The organism is Amycolatopsis sp. lyj-112, from assembly GCF_046549055.1.
Lineage (GTDB): Bacteria > Actinomycetota > Actinomycetes > Mycobacteriales > Pseudonocardiaceae > Amycolatopsis.
This window is the reverse complement of record NZ_JAJPWS010000003.1, coordinates 306,675-330,955: the sequence shown is the minus strand read 5'-3', so window position 1 is coordinate 330,955 and position 24,281 is coordinate 306,675. Positions and strand designations below refer to the sequence as shown.

General features: G+C 69.4%; 25 protein-coding genes. 13 read left to right on the top strand and 12 right to left on the bottom strand.

Features of this window, described 5'->3' with window-relative positions:
• Position 1 precedes the first annotated feature (1 nt).
• The 7 genes from ACLJRL_RS13585 to ACLJRL_RS13555 all read left to right on the top strand — a co-directional run bounded on the left by ACLJRL_RS13585 (position 2) and on the right by ACLJRL_RS13555 (position 8,147).
• A complete protein-coding gene (locus ACLJRL_RS13585) occupies positions 2-1,594 on the top strand; it encodes a DNA polymerase Y family protein (protein ID WP_410656920.1) in 1,593 nt (530 codons plus the stop codon).
• A 2-nt stretch (positions 1,595-1,596) separates the two neighbouring features.
• Entirely contained in the window at positions 1,597-1,749 is a 153-nt protein-coding gene (locus ACLJRL_RS13580) for a hypothetical protein (RefSeq protein WP_410656493.1), read from the top strand.
• A gap of 3 nt (positions 1,750-1,752) precedes the next feature.
• Positions 1,753-5,106, top strand: coding sequence for an error-prone DNA polymerase (locus tag ACLJRL_RS13575; RefSeq protein WP_410656492.1), 3,354 nt, complete (start codon positions 1,753-1,755; stop codon positions 5,104-5,106).
• Positions 5,107-5,212: 106 nt separating this feature from the next.
• The gene (locus ACLJRL_RS13570; protein ID WP_410656491.1) at positions 5,213-5,722 is read left to right on the top strand and encodes a hemerythrin domain-containing protein; all 510 of its coding nucleotides are present in this window, start codon (positions 5,213-5,215) and stop codon (positions 5,720-5,722) included.
• Between the two features lie 68 nt (positions 5,723-5,790).
• Complete coding sequence (locus ACLJRL_RS13565; RefSeq protein WP_410656490.1) at positions 5,791-6,291, top strand: VOC family protein; 501 nt, start codon at positions 5,791-5,793, stop codon at positions 6,289-6,291.
• 139 nt (positions 6,292-6,430) lie between these two features.
• The gene (locus ACLJRL_RS13560; protein ID WP_410656489.1) at positions 6,431-7,498 is read left to right on the top strand and encodes a reverse transcriptase family protein; all 1,068 of its coding nucleotides are present in this window, start codon (positions 6,431-6,433) and stop codon (positions 7,496-7,498) included.
• Between the two features lie 25 nt (positions 7,499-7,523).
• Positions 7,524-8,147 (top strand): pentapeptide repeat-containing protein, encoded by a 624-nt coding sequence (locus ACLJRL_RS13555; protein WP_410656919.1) that lies wholly within the window; start codon positions 7,524-7,526, stop codon positions 8,145-8,147.
• Positions 8,148-8,219: 72 nt separating this feature from the next.
• Here the strand turns inward: ACLJRL_RS13555 and ACLJRL_RS13550 are convergent, their stop codons facing one another.
• Positions 8,220-11,081 carry a glycohydrolase toxin TNT-related protein gene (locus tag ACLJRL_RS13550; RefSeq protein WP_410656488.1) on the bottom strand — a complete coding sequence of 954 codons (2,862 nt, stop codon included), beginning with the start codon at positions 11,079-11,081 and terminating at the stop codon, positions 8,220-8,222.
• Between the two features lie 117 nt (positions 11,082-11,198).
• Between ACLJRL_RS13550 and ACLJRL_RS13545 the strand changes: the two genes are divergently transcribed.
• On the top strand, positions 11,199-11,498 hold the full coding sequence (locus ACLJRL_RS13545) for a DUF3017 domain-containing protein (protein WP_410656487.1): 300 nt from the start codon (positions 11,199-11,201) through the stop codon (positions 11,496-11,498).
• A 47-nt stretch (positions 11,499-11,545) separates the two neighbouring features.
• Here ACLJRL_RS13545 and ACLJRL_RS13540 read toward each other — a convergent pair whose 3' ends face one another.
• On the bottom strand, positions 11,546-12,718 hold the full coding sequence (locus tag ACLJRL_RS13540) for an MFS transporter (RefSeq protein WP_410656486.1): 1,173 nt from the start codon (positions 12,716-12,718) through the stop codon (positions 11,546-11,548).
• Between the two features lie 197 nt (positions 12,719-12,915).
• Positions 12,916-13,236: an ArsR/SmtB family transcription factor gene (locus ACLJRL_RS13535; protein WP_410656485.1), complete on the bottom strand. Its 321-nt coding sequence runs from the start codon at positions 13,234-13,236 to the stop codon at positions 12,916-12,918.
• Positions 13,237-13,402: 166 nt separating this feature from the next.
• Here ACLJRL_RS13535 and ACLJRL_RS13530 point away from each other — a divergent pair, with 166 nt between their 5' ends.
• On the top strand, positions 13,403-14,572 hold the full coding sequence (locus ACLJRL_RS13530; RefSeq protein ID WP_410656484.1) for an MFS transporter: 1,170 nt from the start codon (positions 13,403-13,405) through the stop codon (positions 14,570-14,572).
• A 3-nt stretch (positions 14,573-14,575) separates the two neighbouring features.
• Here ACLJRL_RS13530 and ACLJRL_RS13525 read toward each other — a convergent pair whose 3' ends face one another.
• Positions 14,576-14,764, bottom strand: coding sequence for a DUF1918 domain-containing protein (locus ACLJRL_RS13525; protein ID WP_410656483.1), 189 nt, complete (start codon positions 14,762-14,764; stop codon positions 14,576-14,578).
• A gap of 113 nt (positions 14,765-14,877) precedes the next feature.
• Here ACLJRL_RS13525 and ACLJRL_RS13520 point away from each other — a divergent pair, with 113 nt between their 5' ends.
• Positions 14,878-15,522: a spermidine synthase gene (locus tag ACLJRL_RS13520; protein ID WP_410656482.1), complete on the top strand. Its 645-nt coding sequence runs from the start codon at positions 14,878-14,880 to the stop codon at positions 15,520-15,522.
• A gap of 16 nt (positions 15,523-15,538) precedes the next feature.
• Entirely contained in the window at positions 15,539-16,120 is a 582-nt protein-coding gene (locus tag ACLJRL_RS13515) for a GNAT family N-acetyltransferase (protein ID WP_410656481.1), read from the top strand.
• A gap of 19 nt (positions 16,121-16,139) precedes the next feature.
• On the opposite strand, the gene ACLJRL_RS13510 is transcribed toward ACLJRL_RS13515, so the two are convergent.
• The 6 genes from ACLJRL_RS13510 to ACLJRL_RS13485 all read right to left on the bottom strand — a co-directional run bounded on the left by ACLJRL_RS13510 (position 16,140) and on the right by ACLJRL_RS13485 (position 21,310).
• Positions 16,140-16,769 (bottom strand): response regulator, encoded by a 630-nt coding sequence (locus ACLJRL_RS13510; protein WP_410656480.1) that lies wholly within the window; start codon positions 16,767-16,769, stop codon positions 16,140-16,142.
• Entirely contained in the window at positions 16,766-18,049 is a 1,284-nt protein-coding gene (locus ACLJRL_RS13505; protein WP_410656479.1) for a sensor histidine kinase, read from the bottom strand. The genes ACLJRL_RS13510 and ACLJRL_RS13505 overlap by 4 nt, the downstream gene beginning before the upstream one ends.
• A gap of 3 nt (positions 18,050-18,052) precedes the next feature.
• Entirely contained in the window at positions 18,053-18,793 is a 741-nt protein-coding gene (locus tag ACLJRL_RS13500; RefSeq protein WP_410656478.1) for an ABC transporter permease, read from the bottom strand.
• Between the two features lie 10 nt (positions 18,794-18,803).
• On the bottom strand, positions 18,804-19,712 hold the full coding sequence (locus tag ACLJRL_RS13495) for an ABC transporter ATP-binding protein (protein WP_410656477.1): 909 nt from the start codon (positions 19,710-19,712) through the stop codon (positions 18,804-18,806).
• Between the two features lie 105 nt (positions 19,713-19,817).
• Positions 19,818-20,399: an HhH-GPD-type base excision DNA repair protein gene (locus ACLJRL_RS13490; RefSeq protein WP_410656476.1), complete on the bottom strand. Its 582-nt coding sequence runs from the start codon at positions 20,397-20,399 to the stop codon at positions 19,818-19,820.
• Between the two features lie 38 nt (positions 20,400-20,437).
• Entirely contained in the window at positions 20,438-21,310 is an 873-nt protein-coding gene (locus ACLJRL_RS13485; RefSeq protein ID WP_410656475.1) for a LysR family transcriptional regulator ArgP, read from the bottom strand.
• A 66-nt stretch (positions 21,311-21,376) separates the two neighbouring features.
• On the opposite strand from ACLJRL_RS13485, the gene ACLJRL_RS13480 reads away from it, so the two are divergent.
• Complete coding sequence (locus tag ACLJRL_RS13480) at positions 21,377-21,991, top strand: LysE/ArgO family amino acid transporter (RefSeq protein ID WP_410656474.1); 615 nt, start codon at positions 21,377-21,379, stop codon at positions 21,989-21,991.
• Positions 21,992-21,994: 3 nt separating this feature from the next.
• Here the strand turns inward: ACLJRL_RS13480 and ACLJRL_RS13475 are convergent, their stop codons facing one another.
• The gene (locus tag ACLJRL_RS13475) at positions 21,995-22,849 is read right to left on the bottom strand and encodes an aldo/keto reductase (RefSeq protein WP_410656473.1); all 855 of its coding nucleotides are present in this window, start codon (positions 22,847-22,849) and stop codon (positions 21,995-21,997) included.
• 2 nt (positions 22,850-22,851) lie between these two features.
• Positions 22,852-23,715 (bottom strand): NAD-dependent epimerase/dehydratase family protein, encoded by an 864-nt coding sequence (locus tag ACLJRL_RS13470; RefSeq protein WP_410656472.1) that lies wholly within the window; start codon positions 23,713-23,715, stop codon positions 22,852-22,854.
• A 115-nt stretch (positions 23,716-23,830) separates the two neighbouring features.
• On the opposite strand from ACLJRL_RS13470, the gene ACLJRL_RS13465 reads away from it, so the two are divergent.
• Entirely contained in the window at positions 23,831-24,265 is a 435-nt protein-coding gene (locus ACLJRL_RS13465; protein WP_410656471.1) for an Lrp/AsnC family transcriptional regulator, read from the top strand.
• Positions 24,266-24,281: the final 16 nt, after the last annotated feature.

Here is a 24,281-nt window from a genome sequence, read left to right as displayed (position 1 = left end):
CATGCTGGTCCTGTGGTGCCCGGACTGGCCCGCGGTCGCCGCCGCGGCCACGGCGGGCGAACCCGTCGGCCGCCCGGCCGCGGTCTTCTCCGCGAACAGGGTGGTCGCCTGTACCGCGGTGGCCAGGGGATCCGGGGTCCGCCGCGGGATGCGGCGGCGCGAAGCCCAGTCCTGCTGCCCGGAGCTGGCGGTCTTCGGCGAGGACGACGGCCGTGACGCCCGGCTCTTCGAGTCGGTCGCGCAGGCGGTGGAGGCGTTGGCCGTCGGGGTCGAGGTGGTCCGCCCGGGGATCGTCGCGGTCCCGGTCGAAGGCGCGGCCGGCTACTTCGGTGGTGAGCACGCCCTGCTCGAACGGCTGGTGGACGAGGTGTCCGTGGCGGCCGGGGTGGAATGCCAGGTCGGCGTCGCGGACGGGTTGTTCGCCGCGACCCTCGCCGCCCGCCGCTCGGCGCCGGTCGAACCCGGCGGGACCGCGGAATTCCTTGCCCCGCTGCCCATCCGGGAACTCGACCAGCCCGAATCCGGGCGAACCGAACTGGTCACCCTGCTCAAGCAACTCGGCCTTCGGACACTGGGCGCCTTCGCCGCGCTCGACGAAAGCGACGTCTCCGCGCGCTTCGGGATGGAAGGCGTGCTCGCCCACCGGCTGGCACGGGGCCGGTCCGAACGGCCGCCGTTGCGCCGCCGCCCACCGCCGGAACTGTCGCTCGCGAGGTCCTTCGACCCGCCGCTCGACCGGGTCGACGCCGCCGCGTTCGTGGCGAAGGGTCTCGGCGAACGGTTCCACGCCGGGCTCGCCGCGCACGGGCTGGCCTGCACCCGGCTCGGCATCTACGCCACCACCGAGAGCGGGGAACAACTCGGCCGGGTGTGGCGCTGCGCCGAACCGCTGACCCCGCTCGGTGTCGCGGACAGGGTGCGCTGGCAGTTCGAAGGCTGGCTGAAGGCCAAGGACCGCCCTGAATCCGGAGTCGTGCGGCTGCGGCTGGAACCGGAAGAGACCGTCGAAGGCCGGACACTGCAACTCGGCTTGTGGCAGGCGGGCGCGGCCGGCGCGTTGCGTCCGTGCACCGAGGACGACGGCCTGGCCGGAGAGCGCGCGGCCCGCGCTTTGGTGCGGGTACAAGGTCTTCTCGGTCCGGAGAGCGTCTTCACCGCGGTGCTCGACGGCGGCCGCGATCCCGGCGAGCGCGTCCGGCTGGTGCCGTGGGGCGACCGGCGGGAGAAGTCGGCGCAGGCGGAGGCCAACTGGGCCGGACGGCTCCCGTCGCCCTCCCCGGCGACCGTGTTCGCGCCTCCGGTGCCCGCTCAGGTACTGGACGTGGACGGCCGCGTCGTGGAGATCACCGCACGGCGCCGGATCACCGCCGCACCGTTCCTCGTGAGCGTCGAGGACGGGCTGCCACGCGAGGTCCTCTCCTGGGCCGGGCCATGGCTGGTCGGGGTCCGGGCCGGGGCCGGGAACGCGCGGTCGGGGACCCGGATCCGCCTGCAGGTGCTGCTGGCCGACGGGAACGGCGAGGAGGAAGCGGTCCTGCTCCGCTTCGAACGGCACAAGAATCCGATGTGGACACTGGAAGGGAAGTACGACTGACCATGGACGAGGAGTACACGCGCCTGGTGCGGCGATGGCTGGAAGAGCCGGTCATCCCGGTGCAGCGCGCGGAGTTGGACGAAGCCTGGGCGGTGTGCGTCCCTCGCGCCGAAGTGTTCGTCCCCGGGCCGAGACGCTCACCCGAGAACCGGTGACCGATGGGCTGGAACAACCCTCCGCGTCCCTGGAAGGACCTCGCCCGCTCACTCGCGGGTGAGGTCCCTCCCGGCGACGGCGGGGACAGCCCCGCCTGGAGCGCCAAGCGGCACGGCTATCAGCGCCCCGCCGACCTGACGGGACTGATCGGGGACGACGACGGGGCCACGGCGCGCCGGATGCCGTACGCCGAACTGCACTGCCATTCGAACTTCAGCTTCCTCGACGGGGCGAGCCATCCCGAGGAACTGGTGGAGGAGGCCGCCCGGCTGGGGCTGGACGCGATCGCGCTCACCGATCACGACGGCATGTACGGCGTGGTGCGGTTCGCCGAAGCCGCCAGGGAACTGGGCGTGCACACCGTCTTCGGCACGGAACTCAGCTTCGGGCTGTCCGGGCCGCAGAACGGGTTCGCCGATCCCGAAGGCGAGCATCTGCTGTTGCTGGCCAAGGGAATGAACGGCTACCTCAGCCTGAACCGGGCGATCACCGCCGGACAGTTGCACGGGTTCGACCGGGAGACGTTGTCCGCCAAGGAAAGGGCGGAGAAGGGCAGGCCGGTCTACGACCTGCGCGCGGTCGCCGAAGAGGTCGGCGGGCAGTGCGTGGTGCTCACCGGGTGCCGCAAGGGCGCGGTGCGGAAGGCACTCGTCACCGAAGGTCCCGCCGCGGCGGTGGTGAAACTGAAGGAACTCGTCGACTGCTTCGGCCGGGACAACGTCTACGTCGAACTGATCGACCACAGCCTTCCCTTGGACAGTACGCACAACGACCTGCTGAGCGAGATGGCCGAGGAGTTCGGGCTGCCGACGGTGGCGACCACGGCGGCGCACTACGCGCGCCCGGAACGGGCCCCGCTCGCCGACGCGCTCAGCGCCATCCGCGCGCGACGCGGGCTGGAGGAGATGGAGGGCTGGCTGCCCGCGGCGGGAACGGCGTTCCTGCGTTCGGGGGAGGAGATGGCCGAGATCTTCGCGCGGTACCCGGGTGCGGTGCAGCGGGCGGCGCTGCTCGGCCGGGAATGCGCGTTCGAACTCCACCACCTCCGGCCGGAACTGCCGCCGTTCGAACTGCCGGAAGGGCGCACCGAAGCCTCCTATCTCAGGGAACTCACCCTTGAAGGCGCGAAGAAGCACGAGAAGAACAAGAGCGAGGAGTACCGCGAGAAGGCGCGGAAGCTGATCCGGCACGAACTGGAGATCATCGAGAAACTTGAATTCCCCGGCTACTTCCTGATCGTGTGGGACATCGTGCGGTTCTGCCGTCAGGAAAACATCCTCTGCCAAGGCCGGGGATCGGCCGCGAACTCGGCGGTCTGCTACGCGCTCGGCATCACCAAGGTCGACGCCGTGCGCTACAACCTGCTCTTCGAACGGTTCCTCGCGCCCGACCGCGACGGCTACCCGGATATCGACCTCGACATCGAATCCGATCGCCGTGAGGAGGTCATCCAGTACGTCTACGGGAAATACGGCAGGCTGAACACCGCGCAGGTGGCGAACGTGATCACCTACCGGGCGCGGTCCGCGGTCCGGGACGCGGCGCGGGCACTGGGGTACTCGCCCGGCCAGCAGGACGCGTGGAGCAAGCAGATCGACCGCTGGGGAGCGTTGCGGTCCACGGAAAAGGACCACGATCACGACATCCCGGGCGAAGTCGTCGAACTGGCCTTCGCGCTCGAAGACTTCCCTCGGCATCTCGGCATCCATTCCGGCGGGATGGTGATCTGCAAGCAGCCGGTGAGCGAGGTCGTCCCGATCGAATGGGCCCGGATGGAGAACCGCAGTGTGGTGCAGTGGGAAAAGGACGACTGCGCCGCCGCGGGACTGGTCAAATTCGACCTGCTCGGGCTCGGAATGTTGTCGGCCCTCCATTATATGATCGACCTGGTTCACGACCACAAAGGGGAAGAGGTCGACATCTCCGAATTGGATCTCAAGGATCAGAACATCTACGAAATGCTCTGCCGTGCCGACGCGATCGGCGTCTTCCAGGTGGAGAGCCGGGCGCAACTGGCCACCCTGCCGCGCTTGAAACCGAAGACGTTCTACGACCTCGCCGTCGAGGTCGCGCTGATCCGCCCCGGGCCGATCCAGGGCGGTTCGGTACATCCCTACATCCGGCGTAAGAACGGCCAGGAGAAATGGGATTTCGACCATCCGAAGCTGGAGAACGCGCTGGAGAAGACCCTCGGCGTCCCGTTGTTCCAGGAACAGATGATGCAGATCGCCCTCGACGTCGCCGATTTCACCGCGGCGGAGGCCGATCAGTTGCGTCACGCGATGGGCGCCAAACGGTCGGAACGGAAGATGGAACGGCTCAAACGGCGTTTCCTCGACGGCGCCGCGAAAAACGACATCGGTGAGGAACTGGCGGAGAAGATCTTCGTCAAGCTCAAGGCGTTCGCGAATTTCGGCTTCCCGGAAAGCCACGCGCTGAGTTTTGCCCTGCTGGTGTTCGCGAGCGCGTATTTCAAGCACTACCATCCCGACGCGTTCCTGGCCGGATTGCTGCGCGCGCAACCGATGGGGTTCTACTCGCCGCAGTCACTGGTCGCCGACGCCCGGCGGCACGGGGTGCGGGTACTCGGCCCCGACATCAACGCCAGCCTCCCGCACGCGACGCTGGAACCCTTGCCGGACGGGGAAGAACTCCTCGCCGTGCGCGGCGGCCTGTCCACCGTGCGGATGATCGGCGAGAAACTGGCGAAGGAGATCGTCGAGGAGCGCACCCGCGGCGGACCGTTCGTGGACCTGTCCGAGGTCGCCCGGCGCGTGCGCCTGACCAAACCTCAGGTGGAGGCGCTGGCCACGGCCGGCGCGTTCGCTTGTTTCGGCGAGAGCAGGCGAAGCGCGCTCTGGGCGGCGGGCGCGGTCGCCGACGAAAGCCTGGAGAAACTGCCCGGCCTCACCACCGGGGCCAAGGCGCCGATGCTGCCGGGTATGGACGAAATCGACGTCGCGGCCGCGGACGTCTGGGCCACCGGGGTGTCACCGGACAGCTTCCCGACCCAGTTCGTCCGGGGCCACCTCGACGAACTCGGCGTCGTGACGTCGGCCGGCCTGCGCGAGATCCCGCACGGCACCAGGGTTCTGACCGGTGGCGCGGTGACCCACCGCCAGCGGCCGGCGACGGCGGGCGGCGTCACCTTCATGAACCTCGAGGACGAGACGGGGATGATCAACATCATCTGCACGATGGGGGTATGGCAGCGCTACCACCGGGTGGCGCGGGGCAGCCCCGCGCTGCTCGTGCGCGGCGTGGTCGAGCGCACCGGCGACGTGGTGAACATCCTCGCCGAACAGATCCGGTACCTGCCGCTGCGGATCACCGCCAAATCCCGTGACTTCCGCTGACCGCACTTGACGGCCCGGTGGTGCCCATGCTGTAGTTCGATCAACGTCGCAGTGCACCCGGCAAAGAGACCGTCGTGGGCGCGGAGGCGTCAGACCATGGGAAATCATGGAAACCCCTTCTTCATCGAACGGCCGGCTGACGGCGTTCGGAAATCAACTCGTTCAGGTTCACAACTGGCTGCGTAAAGAGCTGGCCACGCTGCATGACGACCTCGGGTCGGTCGCGGACGGGCGTGCCGCGCGGCTGCGCGATCTCCGGGCGCATTGCCTCACCTTCTGCTCCGCGCTGACCAGGCATCACACCGGGGAGGACGGCGGTGCTTTCCTCGTGCTGGCGGAGAAAATCCCCGAACTGCGGCCGGTGCTCGAAGAGCTCGCGCACGACCACGACGTCATGACCGGGATCATCGAACGGCTCGAAGAGCTGGTCGGCGGCGTCGGCCCGGCGTCGAGCCCGGCCGAGATCCTGCATTTCCAGCGGGAACTCGACGGGCTCACCGCGATCATGGAGACGCATTTCCGCTACGAGGAGAAGCGCATCGTCGAGGCGCTCAACTCCCTGGACATGCCGGAGTGGCGAGAGGCGAAACCGCCGTTCCTGCTGAGTTCGAATTAGGACGTAATCTGTCCTATACGGGTTCTAACGTTCTCCTCAACGCGGAAAACGACCGAGGAGAACCCCTGATGACCAGCACGAACGCCGCCGCCAGCCCGATCCCCGCCGGCTACCACTCGGTGACCCCTTGGATCATCTCGCGCGACACCGCGGGCGTGATCGACTTCCTCAAGCGGGTCTTCGACGCCGAGCCGATGGGCGAGCCGGTGTACGTCGGGGGCGGCAAGATCGGGCACGCCGAGGTCCGGGTCGGCGACTCCGTCGTCATGCTGTTCGACGCGCAGGACGACTGGGTCGAGACCCCGGCGTACCTGCGTCTCTACGTCGAGGACAGCGTGGAGACGCAGCGGCGGGCCGTCGAGGCGGGCGCCGAAGAGGTCACGAGGCAGACGGAACTCTTCTTCGGCGACCGCGTCGGCCGGGTCCGCGACCCGTTCGGCAACCTGTGGTGGATCCAGACCCGGCTCTTCGACCTCGACTACCCGGAGATGGAGCGCCGCATGAACGACCCCGGCTTCATCGAGGCGATGAAGTACGTCTCCGGCGCGGAGATCATCCCGGCCCGCTGAAATCGGTAGGGTGGTGATCGCGACGCGGAGGTGAGCCGGTGGATCACCACCCACTCCGGGGCAACCCCGGGGAGTACGAGGACGGCAAGACAAGGCGCCCCGCGCGAGAGCGGCATGCTTCGCGTACAGGTCCGCGCGGATGACAGGAGAAAAAGTCACCTCCGCGTCGCTTCTCGGGCCGATGCCGGTCTGGCGCTGGCAGGTGGCCCGGTGGGCGACCTTCGACGACTGTGCCGCCGCACTCGACCTGACTCCGGGCGAACTGTCCTGGTTCGCCGACGCGAAGGGCTGGAACCGGCGCGCCGCCGATCCGGTCCGGCACTACAGCCACCGCTGGATCCCGACGGCCTCGGGCGGCGTGCGGCTCATCGAACGACCGAAACCGCGGCTCGCCGAACTGCAGCGCAGGATCGTGCGGCACGTCGTCGAAGCCCTGCCGGTGCACGAGGCCGCGCACGGGTTCCGTCGCGGGCGTTCGGCGATGTCCTGTGCCGCCCCGCATGCCGGGCGCGGGATCGTGGTCAGGATGGACCTCGAAGGGTTCTTCCCCACCGTGTCCGCGCGCCGGATCACTTCGCTGCTCAAGCTCGCCGGGTATCCGGCCGCGGTGGCGGAGGCGCTGGCGGGCCTGCTCACCACGGCCGCCCCGCCCGATGTCCTCGCCACCGCTCCGGACGGGCGGCGGGATCCGGCCCGCGTGCGGATGCTGAACAACCTCGCGGCCACGCATCTGCCGCAGGGCGCGCCGTCGTCACCCGCGGTCGCGAACGCGATCACCTGCCATCTCGACCGGCGGCTCGCGGGCCTCGCGCGCTCCTTGGGCGCGGCCTACACGAGGTACGCCGACGATCTGGCGTTCTCCGGGGATTCCCTGCCGCTGCACCGGTTGCTGCCCGGCGTCCGGCGGATCGTCACCGACGAGGGCTTCCGGCTGCGCGACGACAAGACGTCGGTCGCCGCCGCGCACCAGCGGCAACGGGTCGCGGGCCTGGTGGTCAACAGCACGCCCGCGGCGGCCCGCGCCGACTACGACGCGCTGCGCGCCCTGCTCCACAACTGTGCCCGCACCGGGCCGGACGCGCAGAACCGCGCCGGGCACCCGGACTTCCGCGCCCACCTGCTCGGCCGGATCGGGTGGATCGCCGCGTCGTCGGAGGCGCGGGCGGCGAGACTGCGCGCGTTGTTCGACGGGATTTCCTGGCCCTGAGCGGGTATGCGATCCTGAACAGGTGATCGAGACTGCCGAGGACCCGTCCGATGAATTCTCAGCGGGAACGAGTGCTTCGAATTTCCGAGAAGCCGTACTTTCCCAGCAATGGTGGGAAAAACGCAGTTTCGTCGGCTGTGATTTCACCGAAGCCGACCTGCGCGGGCTGCGCACCCAGGGCTGCACCTTCGACCAGTGCGACTTCACCAAGGCCGACTTCGAGGGCTCGCGACACGAGGCGTCGGCGTTCCGGTCGTGCACCTTCGACCGCTCCGTCCTCGCCAGTACGCGGTGGAGTTCCTGCTCGATGCTCGGTTCGTCCTTTGTGGACTGCCGGTTCCAGAAGATCGCGTTCACCGAATGCGATCTCTCGCTGGTGTCGCTCAGCCTCGCCCGTCTGTCCAAAGTGGATCTGGCCGGTCTGCGGTTGCGCGAGGCCAACCTGCTCGAGGCGGACCTCACCGGCGCGGACCTGCGCGGCGCGGATCTCACCGGTGCCCGGCTGGCCGGGGCGAAAATGGCGGGGGCCGACCTGCGCGGCGCGCGGATCGACGCCAACGGCCTGGTGCAGGCGAACCTCGCGGGTGTGCACGTGGACGTCGACATCGCGATGGCCTACGCCGCCGCCCACGGTCTCGTCATCCACTGACCCCGGATGCTATGAACGGGCCTTTCCTTGCAAATTTTGCAAGGAAAGGCCCGTTCATAGCGCTGCGGGACCTCAGTCGATCGGCGGTTCGCCCGGGTCCAGCTCGATGAGGTCGCCCTCGGCGAGCAGTTCCTCGATGGACGCCGGCAGCAGGTACGCCGACCCGCCACCGGGCTGGTTGAACCACGGGATCGCCACTCCGGCGAGCGCTTCGAGCGGACGCTGAACGCGGTAGACGTGATACGGCCGGTTCACCCACTCCGGAACGAGCGAGCGCTCCTCGAACGGCGTCCCGGCCGCGTAGGTCAGGTTGCCGTTCGGGCCGCCGAAGCGGTCCAGCTCGCTGCCCGCGGGAAGCTCACGCAGTTCCTTGCCGCGGAACAACGTCAGCGGCGGTTCGCCGCCGAGCGGGGAGATCGGCCAGTTCTGCTTGCTGTCGGGGGCCCCGGCGCTCTGCGGGGCGGGCGGGCGGGCCGGTTCCTCGCGCCGCAACGGCGGCGGAGGCGCCACCGGCGGTTCACGCCGGGGCGGGGCGGGCGGCGGGCTCGCCAGCGTCGGGTTCGGCCGCACCGGGGGTGCGGGCGGGACCACCGCGGAGGCGGGCTCGTCGTCCAGGTCGTCCCCGAGCAGCTCCGCGGCCGTGGTGAACGCCGTCTGCTCCTGCGGCGGGATCGCTTCCCGCGGCGGCACCGGGTGTGAACCGGTGGCGATCTCGGGGGACAGCGTCGCCAGCACGGGCGGCGCCGGAGCCGGAGGAGGCTCCTCGACGGGCAGCTCTTCGATCGTGGGCTGCGCGTCGACGAGCTGGTCGTCGGCAGGCTGGTCGTCGACAGGCGGGGCGCCGTTCGGGTTCAGCAGGACCTTGCCGAGCATGAACGCGGCCGCGTCCTCGGCGTCGCCGAAGACCGCCGGGTTGGTCAGCTTCCCGTCGTACCAGCCGACTCGCCAGCCACCGCCGTCGACCTCTTCGACGCTCCAGCCGTGGTCGGCGGGGGAGCCGATGCGGTAGACGTCTTCGGCGACGTCGAGCTCGTCGAACTTCGACTGCAGCTCGTTCAGCACCGGCACGGGGTACTCGGGGCGGCGAGGCCGCTCCGGCGCCGCGCGACGCGGGGCGTCTGCACGCTGCGGTTCCGGCAAGGGCACGTGCGCGGCCGCCACGGGGGCGGGCCGCTCCGGCGCGGAGCCGTCGACCTGCGTGACCTCGGAGTCCGAAAACGGGGGCTCGCCGGGCACCTCCGCGTCGTGCGTGAGGAGGGGCAGCGGCGGGCCGGCGTCGGCCTGCTCGACCGGTGAATAGCCCGTGGTCGCCTCTTCCTCGTCGTTCTCCGGCGGGTAGGCGGCCGTCTCTTCGTTGTGGTGGTCGTAGCCGTCCACCTGCGCGGGCCGCGCGTACGTGGTGGCCTCGGGGTCCGCGGCGGGCGGCTGCAGGCCGCGGCTGAACGCCGGGGCGGCTTCCGGTGCCTGCTCGGGCTCGCCGTGCTGGCGCGGTTCCTCGTCCTGCCGGGCTTCGTCGGCGTAGACGTCCTGTTCGGACTCGTGGAACTGCGCCTCTTCGTGCGGGTACTGCCCGTCGTAGCCGTCGTGGTGGTACTGCTGCTCGGCGGCGGCCTCGTGGAAGTCCTGCGCCTGGTAGTCCTGAGTGTCGTAGTCCTCTTCGTACCGTTGGGCCTGCTCGGCCTGGTCCGGAGCGGCGACCTCGGCCGCCGAAGGGACCGCCGCGGCGGCGGCGACCGGAGCGGCAGCGGCAGCGGCCACCACCGCCGGTTCCGCGGCCGGCTGGTGCGGCGGCGGGACGGGCGGCTGCGCGGCCGGGTTCGGGCCGGGCGCACCCTGGTTCAGCGGCGGCACGGGGCCGTTCTGCCCGGGTCCACTCTGTACCGGACCGTTCTGTGCCGGACCGTTCTGGTGCGGGCCCTGCGGAGGTGGCCCACCGGGACCACCAGGCCCGCCGGGGCCGTTCGGTCCTCCGGGACCGCCTGGGCCGCCGAGGCCGCCGTTGAGTCCATTGGGGACGCCGTTGGGGCCACCGGGACCACCCGGGCCGTTGGGACGCTGCTGAGGGGGCTGATTCCCCCGGGTGAGGTACCCCGCCGCGGCCTGCAGCGTCGGTTCGTCCACCTCGGGGTGCGCGAAACCGTTCGTCCGGACGTGCTCGATCAGGTCGAGTTCCGGCGAGACGCCGTACTCGCGCAGGTAGAAGTTGACGGCGGCGGGCCAGATCCACTGGCCGTCGCTGTGGAAGGCGACCGGGACGGTGGCCTCGGGGGTCTGCGCGAGCCTGTCGATGTCGTAGCCGCGCTCGGTGACCACCAGCGGCGCGTGGTCGAGGTATTCGAGCAGCCTGTCCTGCTCTTCGATCTCGAGATCGGGCCGGTTGATCACCGGACGGCCCGCCGGGCCGATGGTGTCGAAGATGCGGGCGATGCGGAAATGCGGTCCGGAATGCTCGGGGCTGAGGCCGGACATGCGCCTGATCAGCCACTCGGGCACGTTCTCCTCGGAGCGGGGGAACATGCGCAGCTCGTCCGAAAGCGCCTGCGGAGGCGGTGCGAGTCGCCAGGTGGGCTCGTCGCGGTTGTACTCGAGGTTATAGCTGGACGGGTGGTCGAGCTGATAGCGCGCGTTGAACCACGTGCCACGGCCGTCGCGATACATGCCGGCGCGGAGCCTGCCGAAGAGCGTCGCGATGTCGTGGGTCGCGACCCACTCATGCGCGGTGCCGTCCTCCGTGACGATCTCGCCGGTCATCTCGTGGTACCTGCCGACGGCTCGGTACTCGGCGGTCACCTTCCGCCAATCGCGCGGCGCGGCCCGCAGCAGAGCGAGCCCGATCTGCTTGACCAGGGTGTCCTGCTCGGTCGCGTTCAACTGAGTCGTCGGTTGTGCCACGGTCACATTTTGACCGTATCCGCCGCTCTGTGCACCCCGCATGTGGGTTTTGCCGCTCTTGACAATTCGGAAGACGCCCTGACCTGCTGTCCGGTAACTCACCCGGGATACTGACGGTGTGAATCGACTTGCCCGCGAGACCGTGAAGGACGAGGACTGATGGCGGTGGCCGGACAGCGTCGTGACCGTGGGGCACTGCTCCATCACCTGCCGTTCCTGCTGGTGATGCTGGTGGTGGCCGTCGCCGCCCTGCGGATCGGCCAGTACCACTGGCGTCAGGGCGCCGCGCTGATCGGCGGGGCGCTGATGCTCGCGGGTCTGCTGAGGGCGGTCCTGCCGGACGCGAAGGCGGGGCTCCTGGCGATCCGGGGCAAGCCCGTCGACGTCCTCACTTATGGCGCGCTTTCTGTCTTGATCCTTTTCATCGCCTTCACGATCACCGGCGGCCCCTTCTCCTGAAGTACCTGAAGGCCCCCTTAAAGACAGGGGGCCTTCAGGTACTCGGGTCAGGAGGCCATCGCCGGGGTGAGCCGGGCTTCGCGGCGGTCGAGACCGCCGGAGACCACGGCCAGTGAGAGTCCCAGCACCGCCAGTAACGCGCCGACCCAGTTGGGCGCGACCAGGCCGAGGCCGCCCGCGATCACCAGGCCGCCGAGGTAGGCGCCGATCGAGTTGGCGATGTTGAACGCCGACTGCACCGCGGCCGACACCAGCGACGGTGTGCCGCCCGCCTTCTCCATGATCCTGGCCTGCATCATCGGGCCGATCATGAAGCCGGACAGGCCGACGAAGAAGATCGTCACCGCGGCGCCGACCTTCCCGTTCGCGGTGAAGGTGAAGATCGCCAGCACCGTGGCGAGCCCGATCAGGGCGACGTACAGGCTCGGCATCAGCGCCTTGTCGGCGAGCCTGCCGCCGACGTAGTTGCCGATCGTCATACCGACCCCGGCCAGCGAGAGCAGCAGGGTGACGTTCGACGGCGAGAAGCCGGTGACGTCGGTCAGCATCGGCGCGATGTAGGACAAGCAGGCGAACACGCCGCCGAGGCCGAAGGTGACGATCGCCAGCGCGAGCCACACCTGCGGGCGGCGGAAGGCGCCGAGTTCGCCGCGCAACGACGGCTCGGTGGGTTTGCCCTGGTGAGGGACCATTTTCGCGATGGCCGCGATGGCGACCAGCCCGATCAGGGCGACGACGCCGAAGGTGGCGCGCCAGCCGACCTTCTGGCCGAGCAGGGTCCCCAGCGGTACGCCGACGACGTTGGCCAGGGTCAGGCCCATGAACATCATCGAGACGGCCTTCGCGCGCTCACCCGGCTTGGCCAGGCTGGACGCGACGACGGCGCCGGCGCCGAAGAACGCGCCGTGCGGCAGGCCGGCGAGGAAGCGGAAGGCGACGCCGAACTCCTGGTTCGGCGACAGCGCGAAGAGGACGTTGCCGAGGGTGAACAGCCCCATCATCGCGAGCAGCATGGTCTTGCGCGGCAGCCGGACGGCGGCGGCGGTGAGCAGCGGGGCTCCGACCACCACGCCGAGGGCGTAGCCGGAGATGAGGTAACCGGCGGACGGGATCGACACGCCGAAATCCTTGGCGGCTTCGGGCAGCACGCCCATCATGACGAACTCGGTGGTTCCGATGCCGAAGGCACCGATGGCGAGCGCGAAAAGCGCGACGGGCACGGCTCTCCTTTCGAGGGTCGTACTGGGGGTAAACGATTACTCGCCCACCGTCGCGGATGGGCACCTGAATCGATTTAGGTGGTGGACATGAAAGAAGACAGCGCGTGCGGCCCCGACGTCGACGAGCTGTCCCGCGTTCTAGTTCAACGGATCAAGGGTGCCTTTGTCATCCCGCGACGGGGTGAGGCTGCCCACCCTCAGCGGCGGGCCGCGAGGACGCCCTGGAGCAGGCCCGGGAACAGCTGATCGAGATCGTTGCGGCGCAAGGAGTTGTAGCGCGCGGTGCCCTGCTGGCGGCCCCTGATGATGCCCGCTTCGCGGAGGGTGCGCAGGTGATGGGTGAGTGTGGACTTCGTCACCGAGACCTCGAAACCGCTGCACGAGATCTCCGTGCCGGGGTCCGCCAGCTGCCGGACCATGTCGAGCCGCACCGGGTCCGCGAGCGCGGCGAGGACCGCCTCGATCCGGATCTCGTCCTGCTCGGGGTAGACGTACTGCTGGGCAGTGGGCGCGGCCATGGATCCATAGTACGACGCCCCTCGAACTTCTGGCGAGTTCGTAGTACGGTCACCATCGAACTACGACAACCATCGAACAATGACCCCAAGTCGACTTTCGCGGCCTAAGTGCGATCTGGCGCCCTCCGCGGGAAGTGCGCGAAAAGGGGTCTGGAGCTGGGGAGTCATGACCTTCGCACCACCTAGGACCTCGGTGCTGGCGCTCGGCACGTTCGCGGTCGGCACCAGCGGCTACGTCGTCGCCGGGCTGCTGCCCGCGCTCACCGGCGAGCTCGGGGTCTCCGAGACGGCCGCCGCCCAGCTGGTCACCGTCTTCGCCATCGCGTACGCGATCGGCTCCCCGCTGTTCGCCGCGGTCACCGGCCGCTGGGAGCGGCGCACGTTGCTGGTCGCCGCCCTCGTCGTCACCGCGCTCGGCAACGCCCTCGCCGCCCTCGCGCCCGGCTACGTGACCTTGCTCCTGGCGCGGGTCGTCACCGCGATCGGCGCGGCCGTGTTCACCCCGGCCGCCAGCGCCGTCGCCGCCGAACTCACCTCGCCCGAACGCCGGGGCCGGGCGGTCGCGCTCGTCTTCGGCGGGCTGACCATCGCGACGATCCTGGGCGTCCCGCTCGGCAGTGTCCTTTCGCAGAGCGTCGGCTACCAAGCTGTCTTCGCGCTCGTCGCGGCCTTCTCACTCCTAGGCGCCTTCGCCGTCCGGATGGTCCTGCCCGCCGTCCCGGCGCCGCCTCCGGTCCGGCTGGCCGAGCGGTTCACCGTGGCCAGGGACCCGCGCGTGCTCGCCATGCTCGGCGCGACCGTGCTCGGCTGCCTCGCCGCGTTCTCCGTCTACACGTTCATCTCGCCGGTCCTGCTCGCCACGGCAGGCGTCCAAGGCACGACAGTGAGCCTGCTGCTGTTCGTCTACGGCGCGGGCGGCGCGCTCGGCAACGTCCTCGGCGGCCGCGCGACCGACCGCTGGGGCGCCCGGCGGCCGCTGCTGATCGTCTTCGGCGGGATCACCGTGGTACTCGCGATGCTGCCGCTGGTGGCGACCAGCATCGCCGGTGCGGCCGTGGTCCTCTTCCTCTGGGGCCTGGCCACCTGGTCGATCAACCCGCCGATCCAGCACCGCCTGATCGAGCTGTCCCCGCGGAACGCCGGGCTCGTCCTCTCGCTCAACGCGTCCGCGATCTACCTCGGCGTCGGACTCTCCGGCGTCGTCGGGGGAGCGGTGCTCAGCGGCGGCGGGCCGCTTCTGCTGCCCGAGATCGCGGCGGTGCTGACCGCGCTGAGCGCGGCCGTGGTCGTGGCGGGCTGGCGGAGCCGCGCGCGGCAGCCCGCCATGGCCGAGTGACGGCTACTCGCCGCGAGTCTGGACTTCGCAATCGGGGCCGGGATAGACCAGCCCTTCGTGCCCGTCCCGGAACCGGACGAGGTACGGCGGAGCGCCGTGTTCGCCGCGGACTTCGAGGATTTCACCGTGCTGTTCGGCCGAACCCACCGTGCGTCCGTGCACGTGGATCTCGTCTCCGACGGTCGCGTGCATGAGAACCACCTCCGACGCTTCAAGGTTAGAAGCGTCGGAGGCGATCCCGCTACAGCCTTCGCGGTTGTACGAATTGTCGGGACTGCTGTGACCATCGCCGCTAGGGTGCCCGGATGACCGACGTACTCGACGTGGTGGCCGGCAAGAGTGGCGAATTGGTGCTTCGTCGCGCCGGGGACGATTTCGAGGTCATCGCCAACGGGGTCTTCCTGATGGACACCCGCAACGGTGAATCGGAGCGGCTGCTGGTCTCGGTGGCGGCGGATCTGGTGCCGCGCAAGGCACGGATGCTCATCGGCGGACTCGGAGTCGGCTATTCGCTGCGCGCCGCGCTGGACCATCCAGGCGTCGGCGAGATCGTGGTCGTCGAACGCGAGCCCGCCGTGATCGGCTGGAATCGCGAGGGCCCGCTCAAGGACGTTCATGGCGACGCCCTCGCCGACGAACGGGTCACCGTCGTCGAGGCCGATCTGGTGAAGTGGTTGCGCCATACGGAGGAGCGCTTCGACGCGCTGTGTGTCGACATCGACAACGGTCCTGAGTGGACGGTCACCGACGGCAACGCCCGGCTGTACGCGAACGACGGTCTCGACATGCTCACCGCACGGCTGAAGCCGGGCGGCGTGCTCGGAATCTGGAGCGCCGAGGCGGTGCCCTCGTTCGCGAAGCGGTTGCGAGCGCGGTTCGGCGAGGTGCGCGAGCTGAAGATCCCGGTACCGCAAGGGGAACCGGACGTGCTGTGGTTCGCCCGGGTGTAGCTGAAATGATCGCCGGATGGAGATCACGACCTGGCATCTCGAACAGACCTCGCCGAGCGACCTGAGCGCGGCGAAACCGCCCGCCGTCCCGGTGGAGGTCACCCGCGCCGAACTGGTCAGCCCGGAGCTGAACCGCTACCTCTACACCGCCGTCGGCGGCGACTGGTTCTGGATCGACCGGCTCGGCTGGACCTGGCGGCAGTGGACCGAATGGCTGGACCGGCCGGGCGTCGAGACCTGGGTCGCCTACGCGCAGGGGACGCCGTGCGGCTTCTTCGAACTCGACGGCAGCGTGGAAGGCGTGGAAGGCATGGAAGGCACTGTCGAACTCGCGTACTTCGGCCTGATGTCGTCGTTCGTCGGAAAGGGTGTCGGCGGGCACCTGCTGACCGTCGCGCTGCGGGAGGCGTGGGCGCTCGCGGAGCGCTGGCCGGGCCATGCGTCGACGCGCCGCGTCACGGTCCACACCTGCACCACCGACGGCCCGGCCGCGCTCAAGAACTATCAGGCGCGCGGATTCCGGCTGGTCCGCACCGAAACCGAGCAGGCCGAGCTGCCGGCCGAGACGCCGGGTCCGTGGCCGGGAGCCGCGAAGTAGCCGCGACGCCGATCACCTGTCAGCCGCGTGGTGTGAGGTAGCCGTGGGAGAACGCGGCGGCCACGGCCGCTGCCCTGTCGTTGACTCCCAGCTTCGCGTACACGTGCAGCAGGTGTGTCTTGACCGTCGCTTCGCTGATGAACAGCTGCTTCGCCGCCTCGCGGTTCGTCGAGCCCTGGGCGATCAGTTTCAGGACCTCCAGCTCACGCTGCGAGAGCGACTCCGACGCCGGTTGCCGCATCTGCCCCATCAGCCGGGTCGCGACGGCCGGGGAGAGCGTCGCCTGCCCACGCGAGGCCGCCTCCACCGCGCGGAACAGTTCGTCCCTTGGCGCGTCTTTCAGCAGGTAGCCGGTGGCACCGGCCTGGATGGCCGGCAGCACGTCGCTGTCCGTGTCGTACGTGGTGAGCACGAGCACCCGCGAGGGCACCCCGCGTTTCGCCAGCTCCTTGATGGCGGTGACGCCGTCGGTCCCCGGCATCCGCAGATCCATCAGGATCACGTCAGGCCGGAGTTTCGCTCCGGCGGCGATGGCCGCCGCGCCGTCACCGGCCTCACCGAGGACCTCGAAGCGCGGGTCGGCGCTGAACATGCCCCGCAACCCGTCCCGTACCACCGGATGGTCGTCGACGATCAGCAACGAGATCATCGCTCACCCCCGGCCGGAATCGCCGGCACCGAAGCCGAGATCGCGGTGCCACCACCCGGCTCCGACTCGATCTCCAACCGTCCGGCGAGGCGCCGCACTCGCTGCCGCATACCGGCCAGCCCGAACCCGCCGTCGGTGGAATCGTTGGCACGCTTGGCGTCGGGCTCGAAGCCCACCCCGTCGTCGCGCACATCCAGCGTCACAAGATCCTCCATGTACGACAGGGTCAGGCCGACGCGGCCCGCCTGCGCGTGCTTGGCCACGTTGGCGAGCGCCTCTTGCGCGGCGCGCAGGAGCGTCACCTCGACGTCGGCATGCATCGGCCGGGGGTCGCCGGTGGTGGTCAGCACCGCGTCGATGCGGTGTACGTCCGACCAGCGCCTGGCCACGTCGCCGATCGCGTCCGGGAGCCGGGCCTCGGCCAGCGCCGAGGGCCCCACCGCGTGCACCGTCCGGCGGGCCTCGGCCAGGCTCTCCCTGGCCAGGTTCATCGCGTTCGTCAAACGGTGGTGCAGCGCCGAAGGCTCGTCCATGGTCTGCTCGGCGGCCTGGAGCTGGGTGAGGATGCCGGCCAGGCCCTGGGCCAGGGTGTCGTGGATGTCCCGCGCGATCCGCTGCCGCTCGTCGAGCACCCCGGCCTCGCGCGCCTGGACCAGCAGCTGGGCGTGCAGGCCGGCGTTCTCCTCCAGTGCCGCCTCCAGCTTGACGTTGGCCTTGTGCAACTCGACGAGCGCGCGCTTCTGCTTGTCGTTGCGCTGGTCGGCCATTTCGGCGAAGTAGAAGAAGAACGACGCCAGCACCGTGCTGATCAGACCGATCGCCAGCCATGCCCACCACAGGTCTTCGGCCATGATGTTGGCTATCCCGCCCAGGTACGCCGCCGCCGCGATCACCGCCGTAGCGGCGACGCCGGCGTACCTCCAGCGGCCTTTCAGGTATTGGAGCGCTTGGGGATAACCGATGAAGATGAAAAAGCCGTAGAAGGGCGCGATCGCCACCAGGCAGGCGGCGAGCATCAGCAGACCCGTGTAGTACAGGCCCATCAGCGGGAGGTTCTCGTGCCATTCCGGATGGAGCGTGTGGAACCAGAACAGCCAGGCCGTGACCACGACCGTGAGGCCGAGCACCGCCGGCACGTGCACCGAGGCGCCCTCGCCCGGCTGCGCCAGCGTGACGGCGGTGCTGACCGCCAGGAGGACGTACGGGAGGACCTTGAAGACGGTGGTCTCCCGGCGCTCCCAGCGGTCGAATTCCGCACGCAGCTCCGCTTCGATGCTCACGACTTACTCCCAGCGGAAGTACCGGGCGGCCAGCCCACCGGCCACGATCGTCCACCCCAGCAGGACGGCCGCGTGCAGCGGTTGTGGCCAGTGACCGGCGGTGGCGTCCTGCAATGATTGCACGCCTGCGCCCAGCGGGGTGAAGTCGCTGATCGTCCGCAGGACGTCGTTCATCTCGGCTCGCGGCACCCAGAGACCCGCGAAGAACGCGAGCGGGAAGAACAGCAAGGTCCCGATCGCGCCGGCGCTCTTGCCGTTCGGCGCGAGCGAAGCGACCAGCAGGCCGATCGTGAACATCGCCAGAGCTGCCAGCAGGTAACCGATCAGATAGGCGGGCAGCTGCCGGGGCAGGCTCACGTCGAACGCCAGCCTGCCGATGGCCAGCACGACCACCATCGTCGCCACGGACATAATCGTGGACATCAGCAACTGCGCGCCGATCATGACCCGCGGTTCGACCGGGGTGGTCCGCATGCGCCGCAGCACGCCCTTCTCCCGGTAGGTGGCGAACAGCTGGGACAGGCCGTTGAGCGCGAACAGGGCGAGACCCAGCGCGACGATGATCGGCACGTACAGGCTGATCGCCCGGGCGCCACCGAGGTCTTCGCTGGGTTCTCGCATCGCGGGGATCGCGCCGAGGATGACGAGCAGGATCGGAGGGAACGCGAGTACGAAGAACACGAGCATCGGCTCACGGAAGAAGAGTTTGGTCTCGGTGGCGGTGAGCCGGGACAAGGCGGACATGGTGCTCTCCTCAGGAGTCGCTGGGGCGGCCGGTGAGCGCGACGAACGCGTCGTCCAGCGAGGCCTGCTCGACTCGCAGACCGGCGGCGGTGACGTGGTTGCGGGCGAGCACGGTGGTCACGGCGAGCAGCAGGTTTCCGGTGCCGGTGACGACGAGCCGGCCGCCTGCCCGCTCGACCGAGATGACCTCGGGCAACGCGGTCAGCACGGCGTGGTCCAGCGGGGCGGACGGCCGGAACCGGATGCGTTGCCGGTCGTCGACGCTGGAGACCAGCCCGGCCGGGGTGTCGAGCGCGACGAGCCGGCCGGAGTCGATCACCGCGAGCCGGTCGCACAGTCGTTCCGCCTCTTCCATGAAGTGCGTGACCAGCAGGATCGTGACGCCGCGGTCGCGGATGCCCTCGATCAGGTCCCACGCGTCACGGCGGGCCTGCGGGTCGAGGCCGGTGGTGAGCTCGTCGAGCACCGCCACCTTCGGGTTGCCGATCAGCGCGAGCGCGATCGACAGCCGCTGCTTCTGCCCGCCGGACAGCCTGCGGAACTGGGTGTCGACCTTGTCGGTCAGGTCGAGGGTGCCGAGCAGTACCCGCCAGTCGGCCGGTTCGCGGTAGAAGGAGCTGTACAGCTCCATCGCCTCGCCGACCTTGAGCTTGTCCGGCAGCTCGCTTTGCTGCAGCTGCGCTCCGAGCAGCCGCCGCAGCTCACCGGTGTCGCGGTGCGGGTCGATCCCGCAGACCCGGATGGCCCCGCCGTCCGGAGTGCGCAGCCCTTCGATGCACTCGACGGTCGTGGTCTTTCCCGCTCCGTTGGGACCCAGAATGCCGAAGATCTCGCCCTCTTCGACGGCGAAACCGACCCCGTCCACCGCGGTGTGGTCGCCGTAGCGTTTGACGAGGTCTTCCACCTCGATGATGGCCATACGAGAACCATGCCGTTCGGCAAGGGTGCGCCGAATCGACCGCGCGGCCAGGGCTGTCGCGCAATGTGGTGGAGCCCGCCATCGACCAATCGGTGGATGCTCGGGTCAGCTTGTCCGTGCGGCTGCTTTGGCGGCTTTCTTGAAGGCGCGTACTTGGGCGAGGGTTTCGGCGCTCGTGACGTCGGCGATCGAACGCCGCGAGCCGCGGTCGCCGTACGAACCGGTGGCCGCGCGCCAGCCCTTGGGCTGCACGCCGAGCTGCTTGCCGAGCAGGGCCAGGAAGATCGCGGCCTTCTGGTCGCCGAAGCCGGGCAGCGCCTTGAGTCGTTTGAGGACCTCGGGGCCGTCCGGCTTGGGACGGCCCGCCGTCCAGATCCCGGCGGCGTCACCGTCGTAGAGGTCGACGACGTGCTGGGCGAGGTCCTTCACCCGCCGGGCCATTGACCCGCCGTAGCGGTGGATCGCGGGCGGGACCACGCAGAGCTCGACGAAGGTCTCAGTGTCGATTTCGTAGATCTTCCTGATGTCGAAACCGTCCATCCGGTCCGCGATCTTCTGCGGGCCACGGAACGCGTGTTCCATCGGGAACTGCTGGTCGAGGAGCATCCCGACGAGCAGCGCGAACGGGTCTTCGGTCAGCAGCCGGTCCGCTTCCTCTTCCCCGACCAGGTGCAATGCGCGCGTCATGCGCCCAGGATCTCACGAACGCGCCGGTGAGCGCGTCCTCATCCGTGTGGGTCGAGCAGCAGATCCGTGGCCGCGGAAATGACGGCCGCCGACACGGCGGCGAGCGCGGGGGAGTCGAGCTTCCATTGCTGCCAGAACAGCGGTACGTCGATCGGGTGGTCCGGGTCGAGACAGACGAAGGTGCCGTCGCGCAGGCGGTCCCCGATCTGCGCGAGCGGCAGCATGCCCCAGCCCATCCCGGCCGCGACGGCCTCGAAGAGCCCTTCGGACGACGGGACGTGGTGCCGCATCGGACCGGTGGTCGTGCCGCGCTCGCGGGCGAAGCGGTCCTGGAGGTCGTCGTGGCGGCCGAAGACGATCACGGGGGCCTCGGCGAGGTCCGTGCCGAGGCTCGGACTGGCGACGGCCAGGTAGCGCATGTGCCCGAGCCGGTGCACCGAACAGCCCGCGACCGGATCGGGCGACGACGTCACCGCCGCCATCACCACTCCTCCCCGCAGCAGGGCCATGGTGTGGTCCTGGTCCTCGCGGTGCAGTTCGAAGCAGATCTTCTGCTCCGGCGGCACCCGCGTGAGCGCGGGCAGGAACCAGGTCGCCAGTGAGTCGGCGTTCACCGCGATCGGCAGCCGGACCGGTCCGTCGCCCGCGGTCAGGCCGAGTTCGGCCCGGGTGTCGGCCTCCAGCAACGCCAGTTGACGGCCGAAGCGCACCACCGCCTGCCCGGACTCGGTCAGCCGCACCGGTTTCGTGCGGATCAGCAGGACCCGGCCGGTGCGCTGTTCGAGCGCCTTGACGCGCTGGCTGATCGCCGATGGCGTCACGTGCAGGGCCGCCGCGGCGGCGTCGAGCGTGCCTTCATCGGCGACCGCCAGGAGGGTGCGGACCAGGTCGACCGGCAGATCTGTCATCACGAGCGCTAATGTTACGTAAGAATCTTTAGCTGTACTGTTGGCATCACGCTTCCTAGTGTTCTTCGTATGGGAAACGTTCTGTTCAGCGCAGGCGCCGGTTTCGGCGCGACCCTGGCCCTCATCGTCGCGATCGGCGCGCAGAACGCCTTCGTGCTGCGCCAGGGCATCCGCCGGGAAGCGGTGCTCGTGGTGGTGCTGATCTGCATCGTCTCGGACGTCATCCTGGTCAGCCTCGGCGTCGGCGGTGTGGGCGCGCTGATCGGGACATCACCCGAAGCGCTGACCATCGTCGCCCTCGTCGGCGGCGCCTTCCTGCTCTGTTACGGCGCTCTCGCCGCCCGTCGTGCCTTCAAGCCGTCGACGCTGGAAACCGGGGGCCCGGAGACCGGCGGGTCGCGGCGCCGCATCGTGCTGACCACGCTGGCGCTCACCTGGCTGAACCCGCACGTCTACCTGGACACCCTGCTGCTGCTCGGCGCGATCGCCGCGGGGCACGGCGGCGGCCGGTGGGCGTTCGGCGTCGGCGCGGTGACCGCCAGCGTGAGCTGGTTCCTCGTGCTCGGCTTCGGGGCGCGCCTGCTCAGCGGGTTCTTCCGCAAGCCGTCGTCGTGGCGGGTGCTGGACGGCCTGGTCGCCGCGATGATGATCGCCCTCGGCGTGACGCTGGTGGCCAGCGCCTGATCGTCATGGCAGGCGGGCGAGGTCCGCGGCACTCAGCACGAGATCGGCCGCGGCCGCCGAATCCCGGATCGTCGCCGGCCTGGTGGACCCGGGGATCGCGATCACCGAAGGCGACTTCGCGAGCAGCCACGCCAGGCAGACCTGCTGCGGGCTGACGCCGTGTTCCTCCGCCACCGCGAGGAAACCCGCGTGCGCCGCGCCGATCTGAGCCGCGCCGGAGATCCCGCCGAGCGGGCCCCACGGGAGGTAGGCGAGCCCGAGTTCCGTGCTCAGAGCCAGTTCCGGTTCGTGCGCCAGTTCCGCGGGGGAGTGCTCGTTCTGCACCGAAACCAGTTTTTCGCCGAGGATCGCGCGGGCTTCGAGGATCTGCGCACTGGACACATTGGACACACCCGCGAGCCGGATCTTGCCTTCGTCGGCCAAGTCCTTGATGGCGCCGACGGAATCCGCCCACGGCACGTTGTCGTCGGGCTTGTGCAGTTGGTACAGCCCGATCGTGTCGACGCCGAGCCGTTTCAGTGAACCTTCGCAGGCGCTCTTGAGGTGCGCGGGTGTCCCGGTCACGGTCCAAGAGCCGTCACCGGGCCTGCCACGGCCGCCCTTGGTCGCGACGAGCACCGCGTCCGTGCCGCCGCCGTAGGTGGCCAGCGCGTCGGCGATCAGTACCTCGTTGTGCCCGGTTTCGCCCGCGTGCCAGTGATAGGAGTCGGCCGTGTCGATCAGCGTGACACCGGCGTCGAGTGCGGCGTGGATCGTGGCGATCGCGCGATCGCGGTCGGGCCGTCCTTCGATCGACAACGGCATCGCGCCCAGGCCGATCGCGCTGACCTCGACGTCCCCGATGCTGCGGTAGCGCATGCTCAAGCTGCCTTTCTGACGTTTTCGACGGCTTCGCGGAGCCAGTCGGTGGTGGTGGAGAAGGAAAAGCCGAGATCGGTCGCCCGCGAGGTGTCCAGGACGGCGTACCGGTCGAAGGAGAACGGCGAGGCGTCTCGCTCGACGACCCGGAAGCGGGGCTCGATCGCGATGGCGGCGGCGAGATCCACCGCGGTCAGCGCGCCGTGCGAGCCGGCGTTGACCGCTCCGGTGAAGTCTTCGGTGGTGGCCCAGGCGAGGAAGTCGGCGATCTCACGCTCGTGGATGAACGTCGAGGGGCGCGGGTTCGCGTGGATGTCGACGGTGTCGCCCGCGTCCACTCGTTCGACGTAATGCCGCAGCCGTCCGGTGAAGTCGCCGCCGCCGAGGACGTGCGCGACCCGCACGGAGGCGAACGGCACGTCTCCGGCGGCGAAGACGGCTTCGGCCTGTCGCTTGCCTTCGCCGTAGTTCTGTTCGAGGAAATCCTCGTCGTGCCAAGGAAGTCCGAAGTCGACCGGCGAAGCCGGGACAAGCGACTCGGTCATCGGGACGTCTGTCCGGACCCGGTCGTAGACCTCGATCGTGGACGTCATCACGTAGCGCTTCGTGCGGAGCACGCGCCGCGCGATCGCGGCCTGGACCGGGGTGTAGCAGACCTGGTCGAGCACGACGTCGAAGGAGCGGGAGCCCAGCGCGGCCGCGAGCCCGGCTTCGTCGTCGCGATCGGCGATCAGGTGGGCGACGCCGGTCGGCGCCGGCGTGGAACCGCGGTTGAGCACGGTGACGTCCAGCCCGGCGTCGCGCAGCCGCTCGACCACCCCGCGGCCGAAGTACCGGCTTCCACCCAGAACGAGCACTTTCTTCATGTCACCAAGTGTTACGGTGGCCAATAGGGCTCTTGAAGGGGAAACCATGGGTGAATCTGCTGAATCACTTAAAGAACATCGGCTGAATCGCGGTTCGACTGAAAGCTCACTGGACGTGATCGACCGACAACTGCTCGAACTCCTTCAGGAGGAAGGCCGCATCAGCCTGAGCGAACTCGGCCGCCGCGTCTCGCTGAGCCCGGCCGCCGTCGGCGAGCGCGTCAAACGGCTCGAAGCCGACGGCACGATCACCGGCTACGCGGCGCTGGTCTCGCCGTCCGGCGTCGGCCTCGGGCTGCGGGCGTTCGTCCGGATGGCGCCGCACAGCGGGTTCACCGTCCGCCACCCCCGCACGCGGAAGATCATGGACCGCCCCGAAATCCTGGAACTGCACCATGTGGTCGGGGAGGACTGCTGGATCCTCAAGATCGCCGTCCGCGACACCTCGCACCTGGAAGACCTGCTCGAAGACCTCTCCGCGCTGGGCTCCACGACGACGTCGATCGTCATGTCCAGCCCGATCGAGCGCCGCGTACTCCTGCCCTTGTGATCCGTCACAACGGACG

Excerpts from the sequence above, each read along its gene's own strand:
- ACLJRL_RS13560 (WP_410656489.1), top strand. The coding sequence starts at position 6,431 with ATGACAGGAGAAAAAGTCACCTCCGCGTCGCTTCTCGGGCCGATGCCG.
- ACLJRL_RS13570 (WP_410656491.1), top strand. The coding sequence starts at position 5,213 with ATGGAAACCCCTTCTTCATCGAACGGCCGGCTGACGGCGTTCGGAAAT.
- ACLJRL_RS13580 (WP_410656493.1), top strand. The coding sequence starts at position 1,597 with ATGGACGAGGAGTACACGCGCCTGGTGCGGCGATGGCTGGAAGAGCCG.
- ACLJRL_RS13490 (WP_410656476.1), bottom strand. The coding sequence starts at position 20,399 with ATGACGCGCGCATTGCACCTGGTCGGGGAAGAGGAAGCGGACCGGCTG.
- ACLJRL_RS13585 (WP_410656920.1), top strand. The coding sequence starts at position 2 with ATGCTGGTCCTGTGGTGCCCGGACTGGCCCGCGGTCGCCGCCGCGGCC.
- ACLJRL_RS13530 (WP_410656484.1), top strand. The coding sequence starts at position 13,403 with ATGACCTTCGCACCACCTAGGACCTCGGTGCTGGCGCTCGGCACGTTC.
- ACLJRL_RS13475 (WP_410656473.1), bottom strand. The coding sequence starts at position 22,849 with ATGCGCTACCGCAGCATCGGGGACGTCGAGGTCAGCGCGATCGGCCTG.
- ACLJRL_RS13515 (WP_410656481.1), top strand. The coding sequence starts at position 15,539 with ATGGAGATCACGACCTGGCATCTCGAACAGACCTCGCCGAGCGACCTG.
- ACLJRL_RS13550 (WP_410656488.1), bottom strand. The coding sequence starts at position 11,081 with ATGCGGGGTGCACAGAGCGGCGGATACGGTCAAAATGTGACCGTGGCA.
- ACLJRL_RS13480 (WP_410656474.1), top strand. The coding sequence starts at position 21,377 with ATGGGAAACGTTCTGTTCAGCGCAGGCGCCGGTTTCGGCGCGACCCTG.
- ACLJRL_RS13495 (WP_410656477.1), bottom strand. The coding sequence starts at position 19,712 with ATGGCCATCATCGAGGTGGAAGACCTCGTCAAACGCTACGGCGACCAC.
- ACLJRL_RS13575 (WP_410656492.1), top strand. The coding sequence starts at position 1,753 with ATGGGCTGGAACAACCCTCCGCGTCCCTGGAAGGACCTCGCCCGCTCA.
- ACLJRL_RS13525 (WP_410656483.1), bottom strand. The coding sequence starts at position 14,764 with ATGCACGCGACCGTCGGAGACGAGATCCACGTGCACGGACGCACGGTG.
- ACLJRL_RS13535 (WP_410656485.1), bottom strand. The coding sequence starts at position 13,236 with ATGGCCGCGCCCACTGCCCAGCAGTACGTCTACCCCGAGCAGGACGAG.
- ACLJRL_RS13565 (WP_410656490.1), top strand. The coding sequence starts at position 5,791 with ATGACCAGCACGAACGCCGCCGCCAGCCCGATCCCCGCCGGCTACCAC.
- ACLJRL_RS13520 (WP_410656482.1), top strand. The coding sequence starts at position 14,878 with ATGACCGACGTACTCGACGTGGTGGCCGGCAAGAGTGGCGAATTGGTG.
- ACLJRL_RS13545 (WP_410656487.1), top strand. The coding sequence starts at position 11,199 with ATGGCGGTGGCCGGACAGCGTCGTGACCGTGGGGCACTGCTCCATCAC.
- ACLJRL_RS13500 (WP_410656478.1), bottom strand. The coding sequence starts at position 18,793 with ATGTCCGCCTTGTCCCGGCTCACCGCCACCGAGACCAAACTCTTCTTC.
- ACLJRL_RS13470 (WP_410656472.1), bottom strand. The coding sequence starts at position 23,715 with ATGAAGAAAGTGCTCGTTCTGGGTGGAAGCCGGTACTTCGGCCGCGGG.
- ACLJRL_RS13510 (WP_410656480.1), bottom strand. The coding sequence starts at position 16,769 with ATGATCTCGTTGCTGATCGTCGACGACCATCCGGTGGTACGGGACGGG.